Annotated in this window: 14 protein-coding genes and 1 pseudogene; 7 read left to right on the top strand and 8 right to left on the bottom strand. The window is 64.2% G+C overall.

Translation table 11 applies throughout. The annotated features are described in order from the left end of the window. The first annotated feature begins 13 nt into the window (after nucleotides 1-13). Genes AB0P25_RS06915 through AB0P25_RS06905 form a run of 3 tightly spaced genes read left to right on the top strand, consistent with a single transcriptional unit; the run spans nucleotide 14 to nucleotide 4,530 of the window. Nucleotides 14-1,903, top strand: coding sequence for a hypothetical protein (locus AB0P25_RS06915; protein ID WP_363806279.1), 1,890 nt, complete (start codon nucleotides 14-16; stop codon nucleotides 1,901-1,903). Further along, nucleotides 1,900-3,759 (top strand): MBL fold metallo-hydrolase, encoded by a 1,860-nt coding sequence (locus tag AB0P25_RS06910; protein WP_363806278.1) that lies wholly within the window; start codon nucleotides 1,900-1,902, stop codon nucleotides 3,757-3,759. The genes AB0P25_RS06915 and AB0P25_RS06910 overlap by 4 nt, the downstream gene beginning before the upstream one ends. Nucleotides 3,760-3,768: 9 nt before the next feature. Beyond that, nucleotides 3,769-4,530 (top strand): alpha/beta fold hydrolase, encoded by a 762-nt coding sequence (locus AB0P25_RS06905; protein WP_363806276.1) that lies wholly within the window; start codon nucleotides 3,769-3,771, stop codon nucleotides 4,528-4,530. A gap of 84 nt (nucleotides 4,531-4,614) precedes the next feature. Here AB0P25_RS06905 and AB0P25_RS06900 read toward each other — a convergent pair whose 3' ends face one another. Together AB0P25_RS06900 and AB0P25_RS06895 are read right to left on the bottom strand one after the other, a co-directional pair. Next, nucleotides 4,615-5,109 carry an SRPBCC domain-containing protein gene (locus AB0P25_RS06900; protein WP_363806275.1) on the bottom strand — a complete coding sequence of 165 codons (495 nt, stop codon included), beginning with the start codon at nucleotides 5,107-5,109 and terminating at the stop codon, nucleotides 4,615-4,617. Next, complete coding sequence (locus AB0P25_RS06895; RefSeq protein ID WP_363806273.1) at nucleotides 5,106-5,489, bottom strand: metalloregulator ArsR/SmtB family transcription factor; 384 nt, start codon at nucleotides 5,487-5,489, stop codon at nucleotides 5,106-5,108. The genes AB0P25_RS06900 and AB0P25_RS06895 overlap by 4 nt, the downstream gene beginning before the upstream one ends. Before the next feature lie 142 nt (nucleotides 5,490-5,631). On the opposite strand from AB0P25_RS06895, the gene AB0P25_RS06890 reads away from it, so the two are divergent. The 4 genes from AB0P25_RS06890 to AB0P25_RS06875 are packed head-to-tail and all read left to right on the top strand — an operon-like array spanning nucleotide 5,632 to nucleotide 11,789. After that, a complete protein-coding gene (locus tag AB0P25_RS06890) occupies nucleotides 5,632-6,630 on the top strand; it encodes an ROK family protein (protein ID WP_363806271.1) in 999 nt (332 codons plus the stop codon). Then, nucleotides 6,623-7,207 (top strand): SIS domain-containing protein, encoded by a 585-nt coding sequence (locus tag AB0P25_RS06885; RefSeq protein ID WP_363806270.1) that lies wholly within the window; start codon nucleotides 6,623-6,625, stop codon nucleotides 7,205-7,207. Before AB0P25_RS06890 ends, AB0P25_RS06885 begins: the two co-directional genes overlap by 8 nt. Continuing rightward, nucleotides 7,204-9,939, top strand: coding sequence for a glycoside hydrolase family 38 C-terminal domain-containing protein (locus AB0P25_RS06880; protein WP_363806269.1), 2,736 nt, complete (start codon nucleotides 7,204-7,206; stop codon nucleotides 9,937-9,939). The genes AB0P25_RS06885 and AB0P25_RS06880 overlap by 4 nt, the downstream gene beginning before the upstream one ends. Beyond that, the gene (locus AB0P25_RS06875; protein WP_363806268.1) at nucleotides 9,936-11,789 is read left to right on the top strand and encodes a hypothetical protein; all 1,854 of its coding nucleotides are present in this window, start codon (nucleotides 9,936-9,938) and stop codon (nucleotides 11,787-11,789) included. The genes AB0P25_RS06880 and AB0P25_RS06875 overlap by 4 nt, the downstream gene beginning before the upstream one ends. A 124-nt stretch (nucleotides 11,790-11,913) precedes the next feature. On the opposite strand, the gene AB0P25_RS06870 is transcribed toward AB0P25_RS06875, so the two are convergent. The 6 genes and pseudogenes from AB0P25_RS06870 to AB0P25_RS06845 all read right to left on the bottom strand — a co-directional run. Next, complete coding sequence (locus tag AB0P25_RS06870) at nucleotides 11,914-12,420, bottom strand: DUF2087 domain-containing protein (protein ID WP_363806267.1); 507 nt, start codon at nucleotides 12,418-12,420, stop codon at nucleotides 11,914-11,916. Between the two features lie 414 nt (nucleotides 12,421-12,834). Beyond that, entirely contained in the window at nucleotides 12,835-14,406 is a 1,572-nt protein-coding gene (locus AB0P25_RS06865) for a transporter (protein WP_363806266.1), read from the bottom strand. Further along, a complete protein-coding gene (locus AB0P25_RS06860) occupies nucleotides 14,388-15,116 on the bottom strand; it encodes an ABC transporter ATP-binding protein (RefSeq protein WP_363808029.1) in 729 nt (242 codons plus the stop codon). Before AB0P25_RS06860 ends, AB0P25_RS06865 begins: the two co-directional genes overlap by 19 nt. Continuing rightward, nucleotides 15,002-16,942 (bottom strand): extracellular solute-binding protein, encoded by a 1,941-nt coding sequence (locus AB0P25_RS06855; protein ID WP_363806264.1) that lies wholly within the window; start codon nucleotides 16,940-16,942, stop codon nucleotides 15,002-15,004. The genes AB0P25_RS06860 and AB0P25_RS06855 overlap by 115 nt, the downstream gene beginning before the upstream one ends. Before the next feature lie 15 nt (nucleotides 16,943-16,957). Beyond that, on the bottom strand, nucleotides 16,958-19,957 hold the full coding sequence (locus AB0P25_RS06850) for a LysM peptidoglycan-binding domain-containing protein (RefSeq protein WP_363808028.1): 3,000 nt from the start codon (nucleotides 19,955-19,957) through the stop codon (nucleotides 16,958-16,960). A gap of 81 nt (nucleotides 19,958-20,038) precedes the next feature. Continuing rightward, a pseudogene (locus AB0P25_RS06845) lies at nucleotides 20,039-20,134 on the bottom strand (DNA polymerase III subunit delta); the annotation flags it as partial.

Genomic DNA, 20,134 nt, shown 5'->3' with positions numbered 1-20,134 from the left:
CACCCCGAGGACCATGCAGACCACCCAGGACATCACCGTCACCCGCAGCGCGACCGAGGTCGTGCTCGTCGCCCCCGCGTACACGCTCGGCGTGGCCCTCGCCCGCCCGCGCGCGACCATCGCCGGTCCGGACGGCGAGCTGTGGAGCGACCTCTCCCTGCTCGCGAGCGTCGACCGCCTCGGCGTGCCCGACGAGTCGTCCGGCCCGACCGCGGTCACGGTCGAGGAGGAGGACGACGGGTCGGTACGCGTCACCGTGCTCACCGACTCCAGCGCCTGGGCCACCAAGGCGATCGTGCTGCACTGCACGCCGAGCGAGGTCCGCGCCCGCGTCGAGGTGACCACCGAGGAGGATGAGGCGCGCATCACCGACCTCACGATGTTCGGCGGCCAGGCGGCGCTCCCGACCGGCGCCGCGGGCACGTTCCGCTCGGGCATCCGCTTCCCGTCGCTGTATGTTCCGACGCCGACCGAACCCATCCAGGTCGTGCGCCCGTCCAACGCGCAGGCGCAGCTCGGCGTCGTCGGTGACGCGGAGCCGGGACGCCTCCACGGCATCTTCTCTCCGCCGCCGCTCGTCTTCGGGCTGGGTCGTCCGTCCATCTCCGCCGATGCTCCGCACGGCCCGACGGACATGCCGGTCGGCGACTGGCTCGGCGTCTCGGTGGTCGCGCCCATCGCTCAGCTCGGCTTCACGACCTTCCGCTACGACGTGCTCGACGGCGGCTTCCTGTTCCGGCTCACGTACGAGGGCCACACCCGCGTTCGCGCCGGCGGCTGGGTCTCGCCCGAGTTCGTGCTGCGGCCCGGCGGCGCACCGCTGACCCTCATCCGCGACTACCGCGACGACCTCGCGGCGAAGGGATGGGCGGCCCCCGCACCCGAGCCCGTCGGCTGGTGGCACGAGCCGATCTTCTGCGGCTGGGGCGCGCAGTGCGCGCTCGCCGTGCGGATGAGCCACGAGGGCGAGGCGCTGGCGACCGACAACGCCGACGGCTTCGTCCTGCCGTCGGGCGCGGCGTTCGCGCCCGACCTCGCCCGCCAGTACCTCTACGACCGCTGGCTGCGCCGCCTCGCCGAGCGCGACCTCCACCCAGGGACCGTCGTGATCGACGACCGCTGGCAGGCCGACTACGGCACCAACACGGTCGACACCGAGAAGTGGCCCGACCTGCGCGGCTGGATCGACGAGCGGCATGCCGCAGGTCAGCGCGTCCTGCTGTGGTTCAAGGCCTGGGACCCGAGTGGCCTCCCCCCGGAGCTGACCGTCCGCGACGCCTTCGGGCGCCCGGTCGCGGTCGACCCGTCGAACCCCGCCTACCTGGATGCGCTCGCCGAGCAGGTGACGCGGATGCTCTCGCCCGACGGCCTCGACGCCGACGGCTTCAAGGTGGACTTCACGCAGCGAGCGCCCTCCGGGGTCACGCTCCGCACGCACGGCGACGACGTGTGGGGCATGAGCGCGCTGCACGCCATCGTGCGCACCATCCACGAGGCCGCCAAGGCCGCGAAGCCCGACGCGCTCGTGGTGACGCACACCGTGCATCCCTCGTTCTCCGACGTCACCGACATGGTGCGGCTCAACGACGTGCTCGAGGACTCGGTGCACGGCGAGCCGGTGCCCGTCGGCGACCAGCTGCGCTTCCGCCATGACATCGCCGCGGCGTCGCTCCCGGGCCACCCGATCGACACCGACCAGTGGCCGATGCCGAGCCGGGAGGAATGGCTCGCGTACTCGCGCATCCAGCCGGAGCTCGGCGTGCCGGCGCTCTACTACGTGGAATCCATCGACAACAGCCGCGAAGATGTCACCGACGGCGACCTCGATGAGATCGCCGTCCTGTGGCGCGCGTACCGCGCGGCCCGCGACGACGAGCCCCAGAAGGAGCCGAGCACGGTATGAGCGCGTTCACCGAGGTCGCCCCCGGCGTCCACCGGTTCGCGGACACCTGCAACGTCTACGTCGTCACCCCGCCGCCCGGGGCCGCCGGCGGCGCCATCGTCATCGACTTCGGGTCGGGCGACGTGCTCGATCACCTCGGCGAGCTCGGCCTCGACACGCTCGACGCCGTGCTGATGACCCACCACCACCGCGACCAGGGCCAGGGCCTGCCGCGCGCGGTGGCCGCGGGCATCCCGATCTTCGTGCCGCCGGTGGAGCAGGACCTCTTCACCCGCGTAGACGAGATGTGGTCGTCCCGGGCGCTGTACAACGACTACAACCTGCGCCAGGACCGCTTCTCGCTGCTCGATCCCGTGCCTGTCGCCGGGACCGTGCCCGAGTACCGCACCGCGACCTTCGGCGGCCTCGCGGTGAAGACCCTCCCGACCCCCGGCCACACCATGGGCTCGGTCACCTACCTGATCGAGCGCGACGGCGAGCGGATCGCGTTCACCGGCGACCTCATCTACGCGCCCGGCAAGGTCTGGTCGCTCGCGGCGACCCAGTGGTCGTACACCGAGAACGAGGGCCCGGCGATGAACGTGCTCTCCTGCCTGATCCTTCAGGAGGAGGAGCCCGGCATCCTGTTGCCGTCGCACGGCGAGCCGATGGCCGACGCGATGGATGCGCTGGAACAGCTGGCCGACCGGATGGCCGGCTACGTCGACTCCCGCCGCACCAACGCCTGGGACCTGCGGGACTGGCTGGAGCGCCCCTTCGTCCGCCTCACCGACCACCTGCTCCTCAACCGCACCGCCAACTCCTGCGTGTACGTGCTGCTCAGCGACTCCGGAGCGGCGCTGTTCATCGACTACGGCTACGACATGTCCACGGGATGGCCGGCCGGCACCGACCGCGCGGCGCGGCGGCCGTGGCTCGCGAGCCTCCCCGCCTTGAAGCGCGACTTCGGCGTGACCTCGATCGAGGTGGTGCTCGGCACGCACTACCACGACGACCACATCGCCGGACTGAACCTGCTGCGCGACGTCGAGGGGACGCAGGTGTGGCTGCCCGAGAACGTCGCGCCCATCATGGCCGACCCGATGCGGACCGACCTGCCCTGCCAGTGGTTCGAGCCCATCCCGGCCGATCGCGTGCTGGCGCTCGGCGAGACGGTGCGCTGGCGCGAGTACGAGTTCGTCACCCACGAACTGCCCGGGCACACGCTCTACGCCGCCGCCTTCGAGTTCGAGGTGGACGGCGTCCGGGTGCTCGCGACCGGCGACCAGCAGACCGCCGAGGGGCGGCTCGGCGTGCAGCGCGAGATCCTGAACTACCAGTACCGCAACCGGTTCCGGCGCGATGACTTCATCCAGAGCGCGGCGCTGTACCGCCGGGTGGCTCCCGGTCTCATGATCACCGGCCACTGGCAGGGCCGCGAGGTCGACGAGGACTACCTGCAGCTGCTCACCGAGCAGGGCGACGAGCTCGCCGCCATCCACAACGGGCTGCTTCCGGACGACGGGATGCTCCCGCCGGCCGACGGCAACCTGGTGCTGGTGGAGCCGTTCTACCAGCGCGTGCAGCCCGGGGCGGCGCTGGAGTACGAGGTCGTCGTCGTGAACCCGTACGACGAGCCGCGCGAGGTGGTCGCCCGGCTCGTGACGCCCGAGGGGTGGAGCGATCCGTCGCCGGGGTCGGTGGTGGCGGCGGCCGGGGAGACCGTCCGGCTGCGCTTCGACGTGCGGGCCGGCGATGCGCCTCGCAAACGACAGCGGCTGGCGGCCGACGTCACGGTCGGCGCGATCCGTCTCGGCCAAGCCGGCGACGCGGTGGCCGACACGGTCTCCCTCGACAGCGCCTCCGCCCTCGGCTAGCCTGCGGGCGTGGACCGCATCCCGCTCTACCGCCGCTGGCACGGCGACCCCGACTCGCCGCATCCACCGCTGCTACTCATCCACGGCGGCGGCTCGACCATCGAGACCAACTGGGGGCTGCTGCTGCCGCTCGTCGAGCCGACGCGGTCGGTGCTCTGCGTGGAGCTGCAAGGGCACGGGCGCACCGCATCCGGCGACCGGCCCGCGTCCTTCGAAGGCTCGGCGGACGACGTCGCCGCGGTGCTCGACGAACTGCGTCTCGGTCCGGTGGATGTGCTGGGCTTCAGCAACGGCGGACAGGTCGCGCTGCAGCTCGCCGCGCGTCACCCCGCCGCGGTGCGACGGGTCATCGCCGCGTCCGCGCCTGTGCGACGGGAGGCGATGGTCGACGGATTCTGGGACGGCCTCGCCGCCGGAACGTTCGACGACCTGCCGGCGCCCTACCGCGAGGCGGACCGAGCGGTCAGCCGCGACCCGGAGCACGCCCGGCGGATGTTCGAGCTCGACCGGGAGCTGATGCTCGGATTCGAGGACTTCCCCGACGAACTGCTCGCGTCCATCCACGCGCCCGTGCTCGTCGTCGGTGCCGACCACGACGTGGTGCGCGCCGAGCACTTCGTGGAGCTGGCGTCACTACTGCCCGACGCCCGCGTCCTGATCGTCCCCGGCACCCACGGCGACTACCTCGGCGAACGGCTGGCGGCGGGGGGCGACCCCGCCGCCCTCCGCCGCACGCTCCCCCACCTCCTCGCCTTCCTCGACGCCCCCTAGCCCCGCCATCGAGTACACGAAGAGTGCACGCTCCAGCGGCGTGTCGCGTGCACTCTTCGTGTACTCGATGGGGGGCGAAGGGGGTCAGCGGGCGAAGGTGCCGGCGAGGATGGCGTCGATCTGGTCGAGGGCCATGGTCATGCCCTGCTCCTGGCCCATCGCCAGCAGCTCCTCCATCTGCGCGGTGCTCGCGAACTGGTTGAGGATCGTCATCCGGGTGCGGCCGTCGCGCTCCTCCAGCGTCGTGACCATGCGGCCGGGCTCGCCGGGTGCGGGTGCGCCGCCCTCCTCGGCGAAGCCGTCGTCGATCGCGATGCGGCCCGTCGGCTCGATCTCGACGAAGCGCCACCAGCCCCACGCCTTCCCGCCCTCGGGCAGGCTCATGTAGTAGGTCGCGCGTCCACCGGGCTCGAACTCGAAGACATCGAAGGTGGCCGGATACCCGGGAGGACCCCACCAGAGCTCCAGCTGGCGCGGGTCGGACCACAGCTGCCAGACCCGCTCCTGCGGGGCGTCGTACTCGCTGACGATGGTGAGCGTCAGCGCTTCCGGATCCTTGGTCGATTCGATGACGGTCATCGGTCGCTCCTCTCTCGTTCGGTGGTGCGGGTGGTGCGTCTCTGCTCGGCCTCCTCGGCGAGGATGCCGTCGATGGCCGCATCGCGGTGACGCCACAGCTGCTCGAACGCCTCGAGCAGTTCCGACGCCCGACGGATGGTCGCGGGATCGCCCGTCACGACGCGCTCGCGTCCGCGCGCCCGCTTGTGCACGAGCCCCGCGCGTTCGAGCACGGCGACGTGCTTCTGCACCGCCGCGAAGCTCATGTCGTACCTCTCGGCGAGCTCGCTCACCGAGTGCTCCCCGCGCAGCGACCGCGCGACGATGTCCCGCCGGGTCGCATCCGCCAGTGCATGGAAGATGCGGTCGACCTCTGCGTCCGTCAGCTCATCTACAACCATTTGGTTGTACGTTAGCGACCGCGGACGCGCCGCGCAACCCCTCCCGTGTTGACCCGCCTCCCCGCCGCCCTCTAGTATCTGTGGGAACGATCCCACACGATCCACCAGCGCAGGCGCGGTCGTGCATCCCCGGAAGGACATGATGGCAAACGGCCTCCGCGCCGTCCTCTCGCTCGACATCGGCGGCACCAAGCTCGCTGTCGGTGTCGTCACGGAGGACGGACGAACCCACGCACTCACCGTCGAACCCACGCGGCGCGACGAGGGTCCGGGTGTAATCGTTCCCAGACTCTTCGCCATGGGGCAGCGTGCGATCGCCGAATCCGGCCTCCGGGTCGAGGCCGTCGGCATCTCGTGCGGCGGTCCGCTGGATGCGAAAGCCGGCGTGCTGACCGGCCCTCTGCACCTCCCGGGGTGGATCGACCTCCCCATCGTCGAGCTCGCCGAGCGCGAGTTCGGCGTTCCGGCTGTGCTCGAGAACGACGCGACCGCCGGCGCCCTGGGCGAGTTCCGCTACGGCGCCGGACGAGACGCCGACACCATGGTGTACCTGACGATCTCCACCGGGATCGGCGGCGGCGCGGTCATCGACGGCCGCCTCCACCGCGGAGCCGCGGGCAACGGCGGCGAGTTCGGTCACGTCATGGTCCGCACCGGCGGCCGTCCCTGCCTGTGCGGGCGCCGCGGCTGCCTCGAGGGCTACGCCTCCGGCACGTCCATCGCCCAGCGCGCCCGGGAGGCCGTCGCCGAGCGCGGCGAGGGATCGTCGCTCGCGCAGCTCCCCGTCGTCCGTGCCGAGGACGTCGTCGCGGCCGCGGCTGCGGGCGACCCGCTCGCGACCGAGCTGTGGGACGAGACGGTCGACGTCCTCTCAACCGCGCTCACCGACCTCGTCAACGTCTTCGAGCCCGACCTCGTCGTGCTCGGCGGCGGCGTGACCCGCTCCGGCGACGCGCTGCTCGTGCCCGTCCGTGAACGTGTCGCGGCGGACGCCATGCCGCCCGCGGCCGCCGCCTCCACCGTCGTGCTCGCCGGCCTCGGCGACGTGGTCTGCGTCGTGGGAGCAGGAGCCGTCGCGTTCGACCGTCTCGACCAGCTCGCCGGTGCGGGCGTCGCATCGAAGGGAACCCCGCATGTCTGAGTGGATGCGCGACCAGCTGCAGGCCCATATCGAGGTCGCCGAGCAGGGCGAGAAACTGCTGCCGGCTCTCCGCGAGGTCGGGAAGGTGCTGTGCGACGCGTTCGCCGAGCGCGGCATCCTGTACACGTTCGGCAACGGCGGCAGCGCGGCCGACGCCCAGCACTTCACCGGCGAGATCATCGGCCACTACAAGCGCGACCGCCGCCCGCTCGGCGCCGTCACGCTGAGCACCGACCCGACCACGATGACCTGTATCGCGAACGACTACTCGTACGACGACGTCTTCTCGCGCCAGGTGCTCGGGCTCGCGCGTCCCGGCGACGTGGTAGCCGCCTTCACGACGAGCGGACGGAGTGCGAACATCGTCTCAGCGCTCGAAGCGGCGAAGTCGGCCGGTGCGACGACGGTGCTGTTCGGCGGAGGCGACGGCGGACCGGCCAAGGAGTTCGCCGACTACGCGCTGCTGAGCCCGTCCACGACCACCCCGAGGATCCAGGAGTTCCACACGTTCATGCTCCACGTGCTGTCCGAGATCGTGGACGCGTGGGCCGACGGCGACGAGGAGTACGCACTGTGACCGACGCCCCGAAGGCCCCCGTCGCCAACGCGCCCGCCGGCACGCAGCCGCGCGACCTGCCGCGCGACCACCGCCCGACCGCGACCCCGCAGCGCACCCTCCACATGATCGGCAACGCGCACCTCGACCCGGTGTGGCTGTGGCCCTGGCAGGAGGGCTACCAGGAGGCGCGCGCCACCTTCTGGTCGGCCATCCACCGCATGGAGGAGTACCCCGACTTCGTCTTCACGTGCGATCAGATCGTCCTGCTGAGCTGGGTGGAGGAGTCCGACCCCGAGCTGTTCGAGCAGATCAAGCGCCGTGTCGCCGAGGGCCGCTGGGTCAACGTCGGCGGCTGGTGGGTCGAGCCCGACAACAACATGCCGATGGGCGAGAGCTTCGTCCGGCAGGGCCTGTATGGGCAGCGCTACCTGGAGTCGCGCTTCGGCATCCCGGCCACCGTCGGCATGAACGTCGACCCGTTCGGCCACAACGCGATGCTGCCGCAGATCCTGAAGGGACAGGGCCTCGACTCGTACACGTTCCTGCGTCCCGGCCCGCACGAGTCCGACCTCGCCCCCAGCCTGTTCTGGTGGGAGGCGCCCGACGGCTCCCGCGTGCTCGCGTACCGCATCCCGTTCGAGTACGGTAGCCCGCCCGGGTCGGTCGACGGGCAGACGGAGAAGTCTCTCGCAGCGCTCGACCGGACGGTCGGCTTCGGCGAGAACGCCACGGCGATGGTGTTCTACGGCGTGGGCAACCACGGAGGCGGCCCGACGATCGCGAACATCGAGTCCATCCACCGCTACGACCGGATGGGCTCCTTCGGAAGGATGACGATGTCCTCACCGCGCACCTACTTCGACGAGGTCCTGGGCCGCGGCGAGGCGTTCCTCGACGGCCTGCCGGTGCGTCGGGACGACCTGCAGCACCACGCGCCGGGCTGCTACTCGGCGCACTCCGGCATCAAGGCCTGGCAGCGGCGCGCGCAGTTCGCCGTCCTGAACGCCGAGCGCTGGGCGGCCGTGGTCGCCGCGCACGACGGGGTCGAGTACCCGCGCGAGCAGCTGGAGACCGCCTGGAAGCAGGTGCTGTTCAACCAGTTCCACGACATCCTGCCCGGCTCGGCGATCGAGCCGTCGTACGACGACGCTCGCGACCAGCTCGGCGAGGCGGTCTCGATCTCGAAGCGGATCATCACTCGCGCGCACAACATCCTCGCCCGCCAGGTGCAGGTCGACCGCGAGGACGGCACGCAGCCGGTGCTGGTATTCAACCCGCACCCGTGGGCGGTGTCGGTGGATGTGGACTTCCAGTACGGCGCTCAGCGAGCGGGCGTGCACGTGGTCGACGAGACCGGCGAGCCGGTCGTGTTCCAGAACTCGCAGTCGACCGCCACGACGGATGACGTCTCCCGCGGCGCGGTCGTGTTCCGCGCCGAGGTGCCCGCGCTCGGCTACCGCCTCTACCGTCTGCGCCCCGGAGCCGGCCCCGGCGCCGCCGCCGGTACGCTGACCGTCACCGAGGACACGCTCGAGAACGACCACGTCCGCATCCGGATCGACCAGGAGACGGGCTGGATCTCGTCCTACCTCGTCAAGGCGACGGGCGTGGATGTGATGGCCGGCGTGGACGGCGCACAGCACACCCAGATCAACGACGACCCCACCGACACCTGGGGCCACCGCGTCATCTCGTATGCCTGGCCCGGTGCCACCATGGGGCAGAAGCGCATCGTGGTCCGCGAGACCGGTCCGCTGCGCTCGCGGGTCCGCATCGAGCGGGAGTGGGGCGCATCCACCCTGGTCGAGGAGTTGATCCTGGACCACGACTCGCCCGTGCTGCGCGTCAACGTGACGCTCGACTGGCGAGAGCAGGCGCACCTCCTCAAGCTCCGCTTCCCGACCGTGCTCGAGGACCCGACGGCGACCTACGAGATCCCGTTCGGCCACCTGGAGCGTCCGGTCGACGGCGCGGAGGAGCCCGCCCAGTCGTGGGTGGACCTCACCGGCACGGTCGACGGCGCGGCCGCGGGCCTGACCGTCATCACGACCAACAAGCACGCCTACGACGTGTCGGCGGGCGATGAGCCCAGCATCGGTGTCACCGCGGTCCGCAGCCCCGTCTACTCGTGGCACGACCCGCGGCTTCTGGACCCGGAGGGCATCTACTCCTTCCAGGATCAGGGCATCCAGCGCTTCAGCTACGAGCTCGTCCCGCACGCCGGAGACTGGCGCGAGGCCGATCCGATCCGCCGCGCGCTCGTGCTCGGCAACCCGGTGCGGGCGCAGCAGGAGTCGTTCCACGACGGCCAGCTCCCGCCGGTGAACTCGTTCGCCGCGGACGGCGGCTCGGCCGTCATGGTCACCGCGCTCAAGGGCACGGAGGATGCGATGGCCGCGCCGGGCGGCGCGGACGTCGTCGTGCGTGCGGTGGAGACCCGCGGCGAGGACGGACGGTCGCGCATCGAGCTGCCCCTGCTCGGCCGGGTCATCGAGGAGGACTTCGGACCGTCGCAGCTGCGCACCTTCGTGGTGCCGGCGGACCCGGCGGAGCCGGTGCGCGAGGTCGACCTGATCGAGCGGCCGCTCGGGAAGGCGGTGCCCTCGGCGCCGACGCCGTCGGGTGCGCCCGAGCCGGTGTCGTCCCCCTCCGACGAGCCGGAGTCGCCCGTGACCTCGCAGAGGGCGGAGGCGCAGACGTCACAGGAGGACCCCTCGGCGTCGCAGACCTCGCAGCCGCCGCAGCCGTGAACCCGCGCCCCGAGGTCCGCGTCAGCGCGGTCGGTCCCGCCGCCGACTCCCTCCGACTGGACGAGGAGTGGACGGAGGCGGCGCTCGGCTGGCGCCTCGTCGTCCGGGCGACCTTCACCGGCGATGCGCCGGCCGACGGTTCGGTGCTCGTCGAAGCGCCGGTCCATGGAGCGGACGACCCGTGGTGGCTCATCCCCGGCGCTTTCTACGGTGAGAACCGCCCCGCGGCCAACACGCGCGCGTTCCCGCGATTCGAGATCGGCGCGAACACCCGCGAGCAGCATGACGCGCTGGTGAGCGACACGTGGGAGTTCCGCGCCGACAGGGCCGCGACGCCCGCGGTCTTCGCGTGGGCCGGTCCCGGCCGCGGCGGCGTCGCGCTGGGGACCGACGAGACGTCGGCGCTCGGTCTGACCGGCCTCGGCCTGGCACACGACGCGGTCTGGGGCGACGCGACGGTGAGTCTGCGCTTCCCGTTCCGCGAGTTCCCGGTGACCTACTACGGGGACGCGCGCCCTCGCCCCGCCCAGGAGTCCACCCACCGGTTCGAGCCGGGAGAGACGGTCGAGCTGTCCGTGCGCGTCTTCGCCGTGGACGCCTCCCGCCACGCCTACGCCACCGTGCTCCGAGCCCTGCACGCAGAGGCGGCTCCGAACGCTCCGCAGTCGCCGTGGGTGGATGCCGCCACCGCCGCCGACCTGACCGCCGAGGGGCTGCTCACCTGGCACTACGACCCGGATCCCGGCGTGCTGCTCGAGACCGTCGGCTTCGACCGCGAGGTCAGCGGACGCGACGGCCTCAGCGTCGACCGGCAGGCCATGCACGTCGGCTGGGTCAGCGGCATCCCGTGGGCGTACGCCCTGCTGGCGCATGGCCTCCGCACCGACCGTCCGGAGGAGGTGGATGCGGCGCGCCGCGTCATCGACTTCATCACCGCATCCCTCTCGCCGTCCGGGACGTTCTGGGGCGTCTGGTACCGCGACCACGGCTGGACGCAGAGCTGGACCGAGCTGAAGCGCGGCCTCCACTCGCGCACGCTGGCCGAGGCGACCCTGTTCCTCCTGCGGGCGCAGACGCTCGACGCGCACCCGCAGTGGGAGCACGCGATCCGCTCGAACCTGGATGTGATCGTCGGCCGCCAACGCGCGGACGGCAACCTGGGCTCCGTCCATCACGCCGAGACCGGCGAGGTGCTGTCCTGGTCGGGCGCGTCAGGTCTCACGTGGATCGCGGCGCTCGTGGAGGCCGCCGATCGCGACCAGCGCTACCTCCCTGCCGCCATCGCCGCCGGCGGCTATTACGAACAGTTCGTCGACCGCGAGTTCATCCACGGCGCCCCGGAGGACGTCGACCTCGCCCCGACCTCCGAAGACGGTTACGCGGCCGTCATGGCGTACGTCGCGCTACACCGCGCGACCGGCGACGCGCACTGGCTCGACGTGGCCCGACGCGCGGCCGACTGGATGCTGACCTTCCGGTACACCTACGACGTCGCCTTCCCCCAGCACACGCTCCTCGGCACCTACGGCTTCCGCACCCGCGGCGCGGACAACGCGTCGCCGTCGAACCAGCACCTCCACGCGTACGGTCTGGTGTGCACCGCCGAGCTGCGCGAGCTCTCCGCGGCCCTCGGGGACCCGCACTACGCCGAACGCGCCGACGAGACGCTGGCCTGCTTCCGCCAGTTCATCGCGCGCGAGGACGGCGACTTCAACGCCTACCGCGGCATGGTCAGCGAGCGGTACTACCAGACCGCCTGCTTCCAGCCGAAGGGCATGCTGCTCACGCTCTCGCACGCCTGGAGCGTCGGCGTGACGCTGCTCGCGTGCGAGCAGACGCTCGCCGGCTGAGGGGTCACCGCCCCCGTCAGCGGGTGCGGGCATACTGCCAGGCCGACGATTCGACAATCATCCGATCCATGGGTCGCAACACGCCGCCATCTCCGCGGCTCAACGGCGTGTTGCGTCCCCTGGTTCAGGCGCGCGCGTACTCCGAGCCCGAGCGGGTGCGGACGACGAGGCCGGCGTCCACGAGGTAGCGCCGCAGGGCCACCGGGTCGTCGCTGCGGTGCGCCAGGCGCTCCGTCAGCTCGCGCTCGCCGATGACCTCGCCGCCGGCGAGCACGGACTCCGCGATCATGCGCAGGAGCGCCATCCGGTCGTCCGCAGACGACGGGTACCGGTCGATGCGGCCGTCCGGCCGGAGGAAGCGATCCACCCCCGTCGGTTTGGGCCGGTTCGCCGTCGATGCCGCGAGGAGGGCCCGGAACACCGCATCGTCCGCCTCGAACGAGTCGCCCACCCCGCGCACCAGCCCGACGCGCTCGAGCAGTTCCAGCGCCCGCCGCGTCCGCGACGCGCTCAGGCCGGCATCCGCGCCGCCCGTCGCCACGAGCGCGGCCCAGACGCCCCGCGCGTCCCGGTTGGCCAGCGCCGCGACCACCGGCCGCCAGTCCGCGCCCGCGACCTCCGCCTCATCCACCCGTCCACCCTCGCACGCACGCGCCCGCCGCCGCACCTGCTGCTCCCAACACGCCGCTACGCCCATCCGCATAACGGCGTGTCGGGCCCACCAGATGGGTGGATCGGCCGTCGCCCGCCAACGCTCGCAACGACGTTGGCTTGCTGCATCTACTGGTCCCAACACGCCGTTACGCCCACCCGCATAACGGCGTGTTGGGCCCACCAGATCGGAGCGACTGCGTCAGCCGTCCACGCCTCATCGGCCATCCAGTTGACGCAACACGCCGTTGCCAACGCATCCATCGCGGCGTGTTGTGTCAACTACAGCGCGCGGACGTGCCCACGCCCGCCCGCGCCGGCCCCTGGTTGACGCGACACGCCGTCGCCGACGCAGGCATCGCGGCGTGTTGCGTCAACTGCAGCACGCGGTGCGTCAGCCGTCCTTGCGGAGCTGCTGCAGCAGCTCCGGGGCGCGGGCGTCGAGGACGCGGCCGCCGAGACGCACCCCGACGACGAGGAGGACCGCGCCGAGCACCACGCCGGCCGCCAATCCCAGCCAGCCCCACACGGCCTCGCGCGTGACCAGGGACACGACGAGCAGCACGACCTCCGGCAGGCACAGCACGGCGATCACGCCCCAGGCCGCGAACGTCGGGCCGAGCAGCGAGATGTTCGCACCCGGCCGCGACCGGAAGGGGTTGTCGCCGGGCTCCGGCACCGGGAACACGAAGCGCGCGGACGTGACCGAGCACACGGCGACTCCGCTGAGCAGCATCCCGAGCGTCAGGCCGAGCAGGCCCGGCGCCGGCAGCCAGTCGCCCTCGACCGCAGCAGAGCCCAGCGTGAGGATCGCGACCGCGGGCACGGCGAACGAGACCAGTGCGGAGGCGCGTCCCCACCGGTCGGCGCGTCCGGGCACCGCCTTGGAGACGTGCAGCGCGAAGGCGGCGGAGTCGTACGAGACGTCGGCGATCATCCCGATCCCCAGCGCGAACGCGACGACCGGGCCGACCGCGAAGATGTACCCGGTGGAGTGGTTGATGCTCGAGTAGAACCACATGACCGCCGGCAGCAGCGGGATGACGAGCAGCTGGCGGAGGTAGCGCGGGTCGCGGAACCAGTAGGTCAGGCACCGCGCGGCGATCGCGCCGGCGGGCGTCCCGGGGAGAACCCCGAACAGCCCGGACTTTCCCGGAGCCCGCACCCGTGAGGACGCGCGCGCCGGCGTCACGAGCGACCGCGCGAGCCCCCAGCGCCACACGAACCACAGCACGACGAACGTCGCCACGGCGATGAGCAGCCGCAGCAGCGCGCCGAGGGGATCGCCCGCTGCGATGGCGCCCGGCACGGCCCACACCGCGCCGAGCGGCGACCAGCCGAGTCCGGACGCGATGGACGGCAGCGCGTCCGCCGAGCTGCGCAGGCCGCTGGTGATGCCGATGACGATCGGCCCGGCCAGGATGAGCGGGATCAGGATGAGCAGCCCGCTCGCCTCCCGGAACCGCCGCCCCGAAGCCAGCCCGCTCGCGACGGAGGTGACCGCCCGTGACACGACGATGCAGGTCGCGGCGCCGAGCACGCCGGTGATCAGCGCGATCAGCGCGACGCCCGGCGACCGCAGCCACGGCAGCGCGGTCCCGAGCGATGCGATCGTGGTCGCGGCGCCGGCGACCCCGACGGCTCCGCTGAGCAGCATCCCGAGCATGAGGGGACGCGGGCCGATCGGGTACACGGCGAGGTGTCCGGGGTCGAGCGTCTGCTCGACGCCCGAGAGGAGCAGCGGGAAGACGGCCCAGCCGAGCACGGCGGCCGACCCGGCCAGGACGACGGCGGTGGTCGCGACCTCGGCGGGCGCGAACGAGAGTCCGACGAGCGCGCCCAGCACGACGAGCAGGCCGATCGCGCCGTAGAGGGCGCCGATGACGACGGCCACCAGCTGGCTGGTGCTCCGACGGAACGAGTTCCGCAGGACCAGCAGCCGCAGCCTTACGAGTGTCGCAACCACTCCGGCCCCTCCCCGACCCGGCGTCCGCCGACGAGCTCGACGAAGCGGTCCTCGAGCGTGGATCCGGCGCGCACGTCGTCCACCGACCCCGCGGCGAGCACACGACCGGCGCTGATGACGGCGACGTGGTCGCACATCCGCTCGACGAGGTCCATGACATGCGACGACACGACGACCGTGCCGCCGCCCTGCACGTAGGTGCGCAGGATGTCGCGGATGTTCGCCGCCGACACCGGGTCGACGGACTCGAACGGCTCGTCCAGCACCAGCACCCGCGGCGCGTGGACCATGGCGGCGGCCAACGCGATCTTCTTCGTCATACCGGCCGAGTAGTCCACGACGAGGGTGCCTCCCGCGGACTGGAGATCGAGGAGCTGGAGGAGGTCGGCCGTGCGCTGCTGGGCGGTCGGCCGGTCCATCCCGCTGAGCAGCCCCGCGTACTCGACGAGCTGCTGGCCGGTCAGGCGGTCGAACAGCCGTACACCATCGGAAAGCACGCCGACCATCGCCTTGGCGACCAGGGGCTGCTGCCACATGTCGACGCCGTGGATGAGGACCTGCCCGGCGTCGGGACGCAGCAGCCCGGTCGCCATGCTCAGCGTCGTGGTCTTGCCGGCGCCGTTCGGGCCGACCAGGCCGTAGAAGCTGCCGGACGGCACATCCAGGTCGATCCCGTCCACCGCGATCTTCTCGCCGAACCGCTTGTGCAGCCCGCGGATCCTGATCGCGAGTCCTTCGTCCTCGGCCCACTCCACCAATATTCTATCCCAGAAGAAAGTGCTGGTTTAATTTTAGGTTGTTGATACATATTCCAATAAGCATACCAGTTTTCACCTTTACCATAAGTCGGGATTTGATAATAACCAGCTCTAAGCAATCGATCGAGAATGCGAGTATAAATAACCTGCTGTTCACGATTTTTACTCGCAACGAGTTTTGAAATCACTTGATCAATTACTGGATTGCGAATTCCAGCATAATTGTAATTTCCATCCTGAGCTGCGGCGATACTCCCCCAAAATTGAGTCTGTTCATTTCCCGGATTGAGAGATTGAGGCAAACTCATTGTGGTCATATCAAAATCGTAACGACGAGTCCGTTCTAAATATTGCGGAGCATCAACCTGACGCAAATTAACTGCAATACCTAACTTTTTTAAGTTACGAATAAAAGGTAAAAGTGTTCGTTGTTTACCATCTTGCTGAATTAAAAACTCAAGCTGAACTTTCTTGCCCTCAGGGGTAAAGAGCTGCCCTTCTTTAACTTTATAGCCAGCTTGTATAAGCAATTGGCGCGCAGTTAATAAATTCTGACGATTGAAACCACTCGCATCAGACACGGGGTATTTCCAATTTGCTAAAACACCTTGCTGCATGAGTGAAGATAACTTAGGTAATAACGGTTTTAACAACTCTAATTCAGTTTTTGAAGGTCGGCCTGTTGCTGCTAATTCACTATTTTCAAAATAACTTTGTAGGCGCTGATATTGTCCATAAAACAAAGCTTTATTCTGCCATTCAAAGTCATAGGCATAGGTTAAGGCTTGTCTAAAACGAATATCATTTAAAGGTTTTCGTCGCGTATTAAAAACATAGCTTTCAGTGGCAATCGGATTATGGTGACGAAACTTATATTGAGAAACCAACCCTGCTTTTACGGCTGGAAACCGGTAATCAGTTACCCATTTTTTAGGATTAGTTTCTTCATGCAAAGTGTATTGCCCAGATTTAAATCCTTCAAAAGCAATATCCCAATTTCGATAATAAACATATCTCAAGCGGTCAAAGTTATAACGCCCCTTATTAATAGGTAAATCTTTTGCCCAATAATTTGGATTTCTTTTATAACTGATGCTTCTACCCGGATCAACTCGTTCAACTACATATGGCCCCGAACCAATAATCGGTTGTAAGGTAATTCGGCTAAAATCTCTTTTTTGCCAATCTACTTTTGAATAAATGGGTAGGGTTGCCAAAATGAATGGCATTTTAGGGTTATGTGTAGACTTAAAACTAAACTTTACTTGATGAGCATTTATTACTTCTGTTTTTGCTAAATCAGCAAGGTACATTTGCAAACCTAAATTAGATTTAGTCTGATAGGCATCAAAACTAAATTTAACATCTGCCGCAGTGACTGCCTGCCCATTACTAAAACGCGCCTTAGGGTTTAAATAGAAAGTCACTGATTGCGTTTTTTCTGGGTCAAAACTCACTTTCTGTGCCAAAAGCGGATATAAAACCCCGACCTCATCAAGTGATTGAGTCATTAAGGTATCAAAAAGATAATTCACGCCTTCTGTAGCATTCCCTTTCCCATTCATACTATTGAGGTTATCAAAAGTTCCTTGAGCTGCCTGACTTAATAGGCCACCCTTAGGTGCATTAGGATTTGCATATGGCATAGCCATCATTTCTAAATACTTAGGCTTAGAATGAATCGCTATATATGAAGTGGTTTGCTGTGCAGAAAAAACACTATGGGAAATGACACTGAGCCCGACTAGCAGGCTCAGTTGAAAATTTAATTTATGCATAAGTGGCTAATTATTTTACAAATTAGGCACTTTAATCACATCACCAATGCGAAGCTGAGTAGAAGGTGTCAAATTATTCAGCTCAGCCAAGAAATTGGTTTCTAAACCATATTTACTCGCAAGGCCGATCAAGGTATCGCCACGCTTCACTTTGTATTCCACAACAGTTTTTGGAATCACAATATTCTGACCGCGCTGTAAGTTAGCATTTGCTTTTAATGCATTCATTTCAGCCAGTTCACGCACTGAAATACCAGCACGGCTCGCAATACTATTTAAAGACTCACCAGATTTAACCGTATATCTTTCAGTGTTTTTACCAGCAGCAACCGTTTTAGTTGAAGACTTAGTATCTACTTTAGCTGTTTCAACTGTAGGCACATCACCCGTTAGCTTTAAACGCTGCCCCACACGAACGCTACTGTTGCGTGAAAGACCATTTAATGAAGCAAGGTAGTCCAACTGTAAGTGGTAGCGATTAGCGATATTACCTAAGCTATCACCAGATTTAACTGTATAAGTTTCCGGTGTTTCTTCTTTGGCGTTTTTAGAAGATTTAGTTGGCGCTTCTTCAACCGTACCTGTTAGTTTTAAGCGTTGACCAGCACGCAAACCAGCAGTACGAGACAAACCGTTTAGGTCAGCCAAATAGCTTGTTTGCAAATTATATTTACTCGCAATCGCATTTAAGCTATCGCCAGACTGTACAACGTATTGTTCTGGAACACTTAAGCCTGCCGGTACTTTTAAAGTTTGACCAAGCTGTACATGGCTATTTGCTTTTAAGTTATTTAACTCGGCTAACTCAGCCAAGCTAATTTTTGATTTAGTTGCAATACTCGATAAAGTATCACCACGTTGTACTTTATAGCCTTCTGTTTTATAAGAAACACTTGCTGATGCTTTCTCAGATTTACTAGAAGCCTTAGTTTCAGCAACTTCATCTACAGAAATATCTTGTGTAGGCACATTAATTTTTTGGCCTACCATTAAGTTACTGCCCGCAGTTAATCCCGGAGTTAATTCAGCAAGTTCCTGATTAGAGAGGGCATAACGATCTGCAATCAATTTAAGATATTCACCGCGCTTCACAGTATAGCTTTTAGTTGCTATACGTTTTGCACTTGCCTGAATAGCTTTCGGTTCTACTTTAGCACTTGAGCGACTATTTTTTGGTTCTTTTAACTGTAGTTTTTGCCCAACAAATAAGCCATCAGTCACTGATAAATCGTTATATTCAGCCAATTGTCTTAATGACAAATTAAACTGGTTAGCCACACCGCTTAAGCTATCGTTAGCCTGAACGACATATACATCTGGTTTAGCTGTGCTTTTTGAAGTCGTTTGAGCTTCTTGTGGCTTAGCGTCATAAAGATAAAGCGTTGAACCAACATATAACGTCTTTTCTGGATCAATCTGGTTCCACTTAGCAACATCGCGCCAGTTTACGCCGTTTTTCATCGCAATAACAGCTAAAGTATCACCCGGTAAAACTGTATAGGTACTACGTTTGCCTTTTGGCTGTACAACCACTACATCTGTATCAGTTTTAATGTAAGGCTTGTCTTTATTGCGCTGCCCATCTTCAGAGTTAGCTACAGTCACATCTTCAGCTAAAGTTTTTGGATATGCAAAACCTTTACTTACTTCTTTACCTTGTTGCTCTGCAACTGACTGACTTGTTTGAATTGCAGTTAACTTAATTTTGCCATCATAAGGATCAACAATTTCTGTTCCTTGTGGTGCAATAGCTTTTAACTCGGCAACCACTTGATCTTTTTCAGCCTGCGTTGGTTGTGGCTCTAAAGCTTGTTGAACTGTTTCTTTCTCACCTTCAGCTCGAACTGCGGCTAAAATCTTTTCACGTTCTGCAGCCGAGATTGGTGGCTCTGTCTTCACTTGCTTAATATTTGCCGCAGGTGTCACAGCAACAGGAATACGTGGAGCACTTGGTACATCAGCCGAAGCTGCAAACGCGGCTAAAGCATCAGACCCACGAGGAGTTGAAGTTTTTACCGTGCTAGAGCTACTCGTTGTTTTAGTAGGTGTTGACGGTTTAACTGGTTGAACCTGATTTGCAGGCGTGGTTTTAATTGTCACAGATGTTGAAGCACTTACATCTGGCTTAGATGGTGAAGTCACATTTGCCCACCAACCTGAACCACCGCCTGACTTCATACCTTTTAATTTATTATCAATTGAAGGACTTAAATCTGCTGGAATCAAGATACGCATTGGACTTGCAGGGTCTACCATTTCACCACGATATCCCGGGTTTAATGCATAGAGTTCCGAACGACTTAATCCAGCTACAGACGCAATTTCATTTAAAGATAAAGGTGCAGATAAAGTCACTTCACGGAAATGGGGTCTATTTGCAATAGGCGGTAAAGAAATACCGTAAGCTTTTGGATTTTTAATAATTTGGGCAACAGCCAAGAAACGAGGAACATAGTTCATGGTTTCTTGAGGTAATTTTAAAGACCAATAATCAGTTGGTAAACCTGCTGCCTGATTTCGGTTAATTGCTTGTTGAATACGTCCAGGTCCAGCGTTATAGGCTGCTAAAGCAAGCTCCCAAGAACCGAATTGGTTATATAAGCTTCCTAAAAACTCATAGGCAGCACGAGTCGACTCAACAACATCTCGACGGCCATCATACATGCCTGTTTGCTTTAAGCCATAAATACGGCCAGTACTCGGAATAAACTGCCATAAACCTGCTGCGGCTGCGCTACTTGTTGCAGCTGGGTCATATGAACTTTCAATTACAGGTAAGAGTGCAAGTTCTGTCGGCAAACCACGGCGTTCAGCTTCTTTAACTGTATGGTACAAATAACGACTTGCGCGGGCACTTAAACGATCAAGATATGGCTGACGAGAAATAAACCAACTACGCTGAGCTTCAATACGCGAATCCCAATGGTTCAAATCCATTTTGAAACCCACAGACATACGTTTCCAGACATCGCCATGCTTTAAAATAAGCAGACGGTCACCCTCTACAGCACGCATATCAGTTGCTGAAAGTAAGTCTTCTAATGAATCAAGACTACTCGCATCTAAATAACCTGCACCACTGACCTGTTTCGATTTTGGGACCGGATCCGCCCCGGAGGCGAGCGCGTGCCGCATGGTGACAAGCGCCTCCCCGTGCCGCCCCGCGATCGCTGCGTCGGCGACCTGGAACGC

The organism is Leifsonia sp. NPDC077715 (genome assembly GCF_040686855.1).
Lineage (GTDB): Bacteria > Actinomycetota > Actinomycetes > Actinomycetales > Microbacteriaceae > Leifsonia.
This window is presented reverse-complemented; position numbering and strand designations above follow the sequence as displayed.

What these genes read in the sequence shown, in the direction of transcription:
- AB0P25_RS06915 (WP_363806279.1), top strand. Translation starts at nt 14, where the DNA reads ATGCAGACCACCCAGGACATCACCGTCACCCGCAGCGCGACCGAGGTC.
- AB0P25_RS06910 (WP_363806278.1), top strand. Translation starts at nt 1,900, where the DNA reads ATGAGCGCGTTCACCGAGGTCGCCCCCGGCGTCCACCGGTTCGCGGAC.
- AB0P25_RS06900 (WP_363806275.1), bottom strand. Translation starts at nt 5,109, where the DNA reads ATGACCGTCATCGAATCGACCAAGGATCCGGAAGCGCTGACGCTCACC.
- AB0P25_RS06895 (WP_363806273.1), bottom strand. Translation starts at nt 5,489, where the DNA reads ATGGTTGTAGATGAGCTGACGGACGCAGAGGTCGACCGCATCTTCCAT.
- AB0P25_RS06890 (WP_363806271.1), top strand. Translation starts at nt 5,632, where the DNA reads ATGGCAAACGGCCTCCGCGCCGTCCTCTCGCTCGACATCGGCGGCACC.
- AB0P25_RS06885 (WP_363806270.1), top strand. Translation starts at nt 6,623, where the DNA reads ATGTCTGAGTGGATGCGCGACCAGCTGCAGGCCCATATCGAGGTCGCC.
- AB0P25_RS06855 (WP_363806264.1), bottom strand. Translation starts at nt 16,942, where the DNA reads ATGCATAAATTAAATTTTCAACTGAGCCTGCTAGTCGGGCTCAGTGTC.
- AB0P25_RS06850 (WP_363808028.1), bottom strand. Translation starts at nt 19,957, where the DNA reads ATGCGTGCTGTAGAGGGTGACCGTCTGCTTATTTTAAAGCATGGCGAT.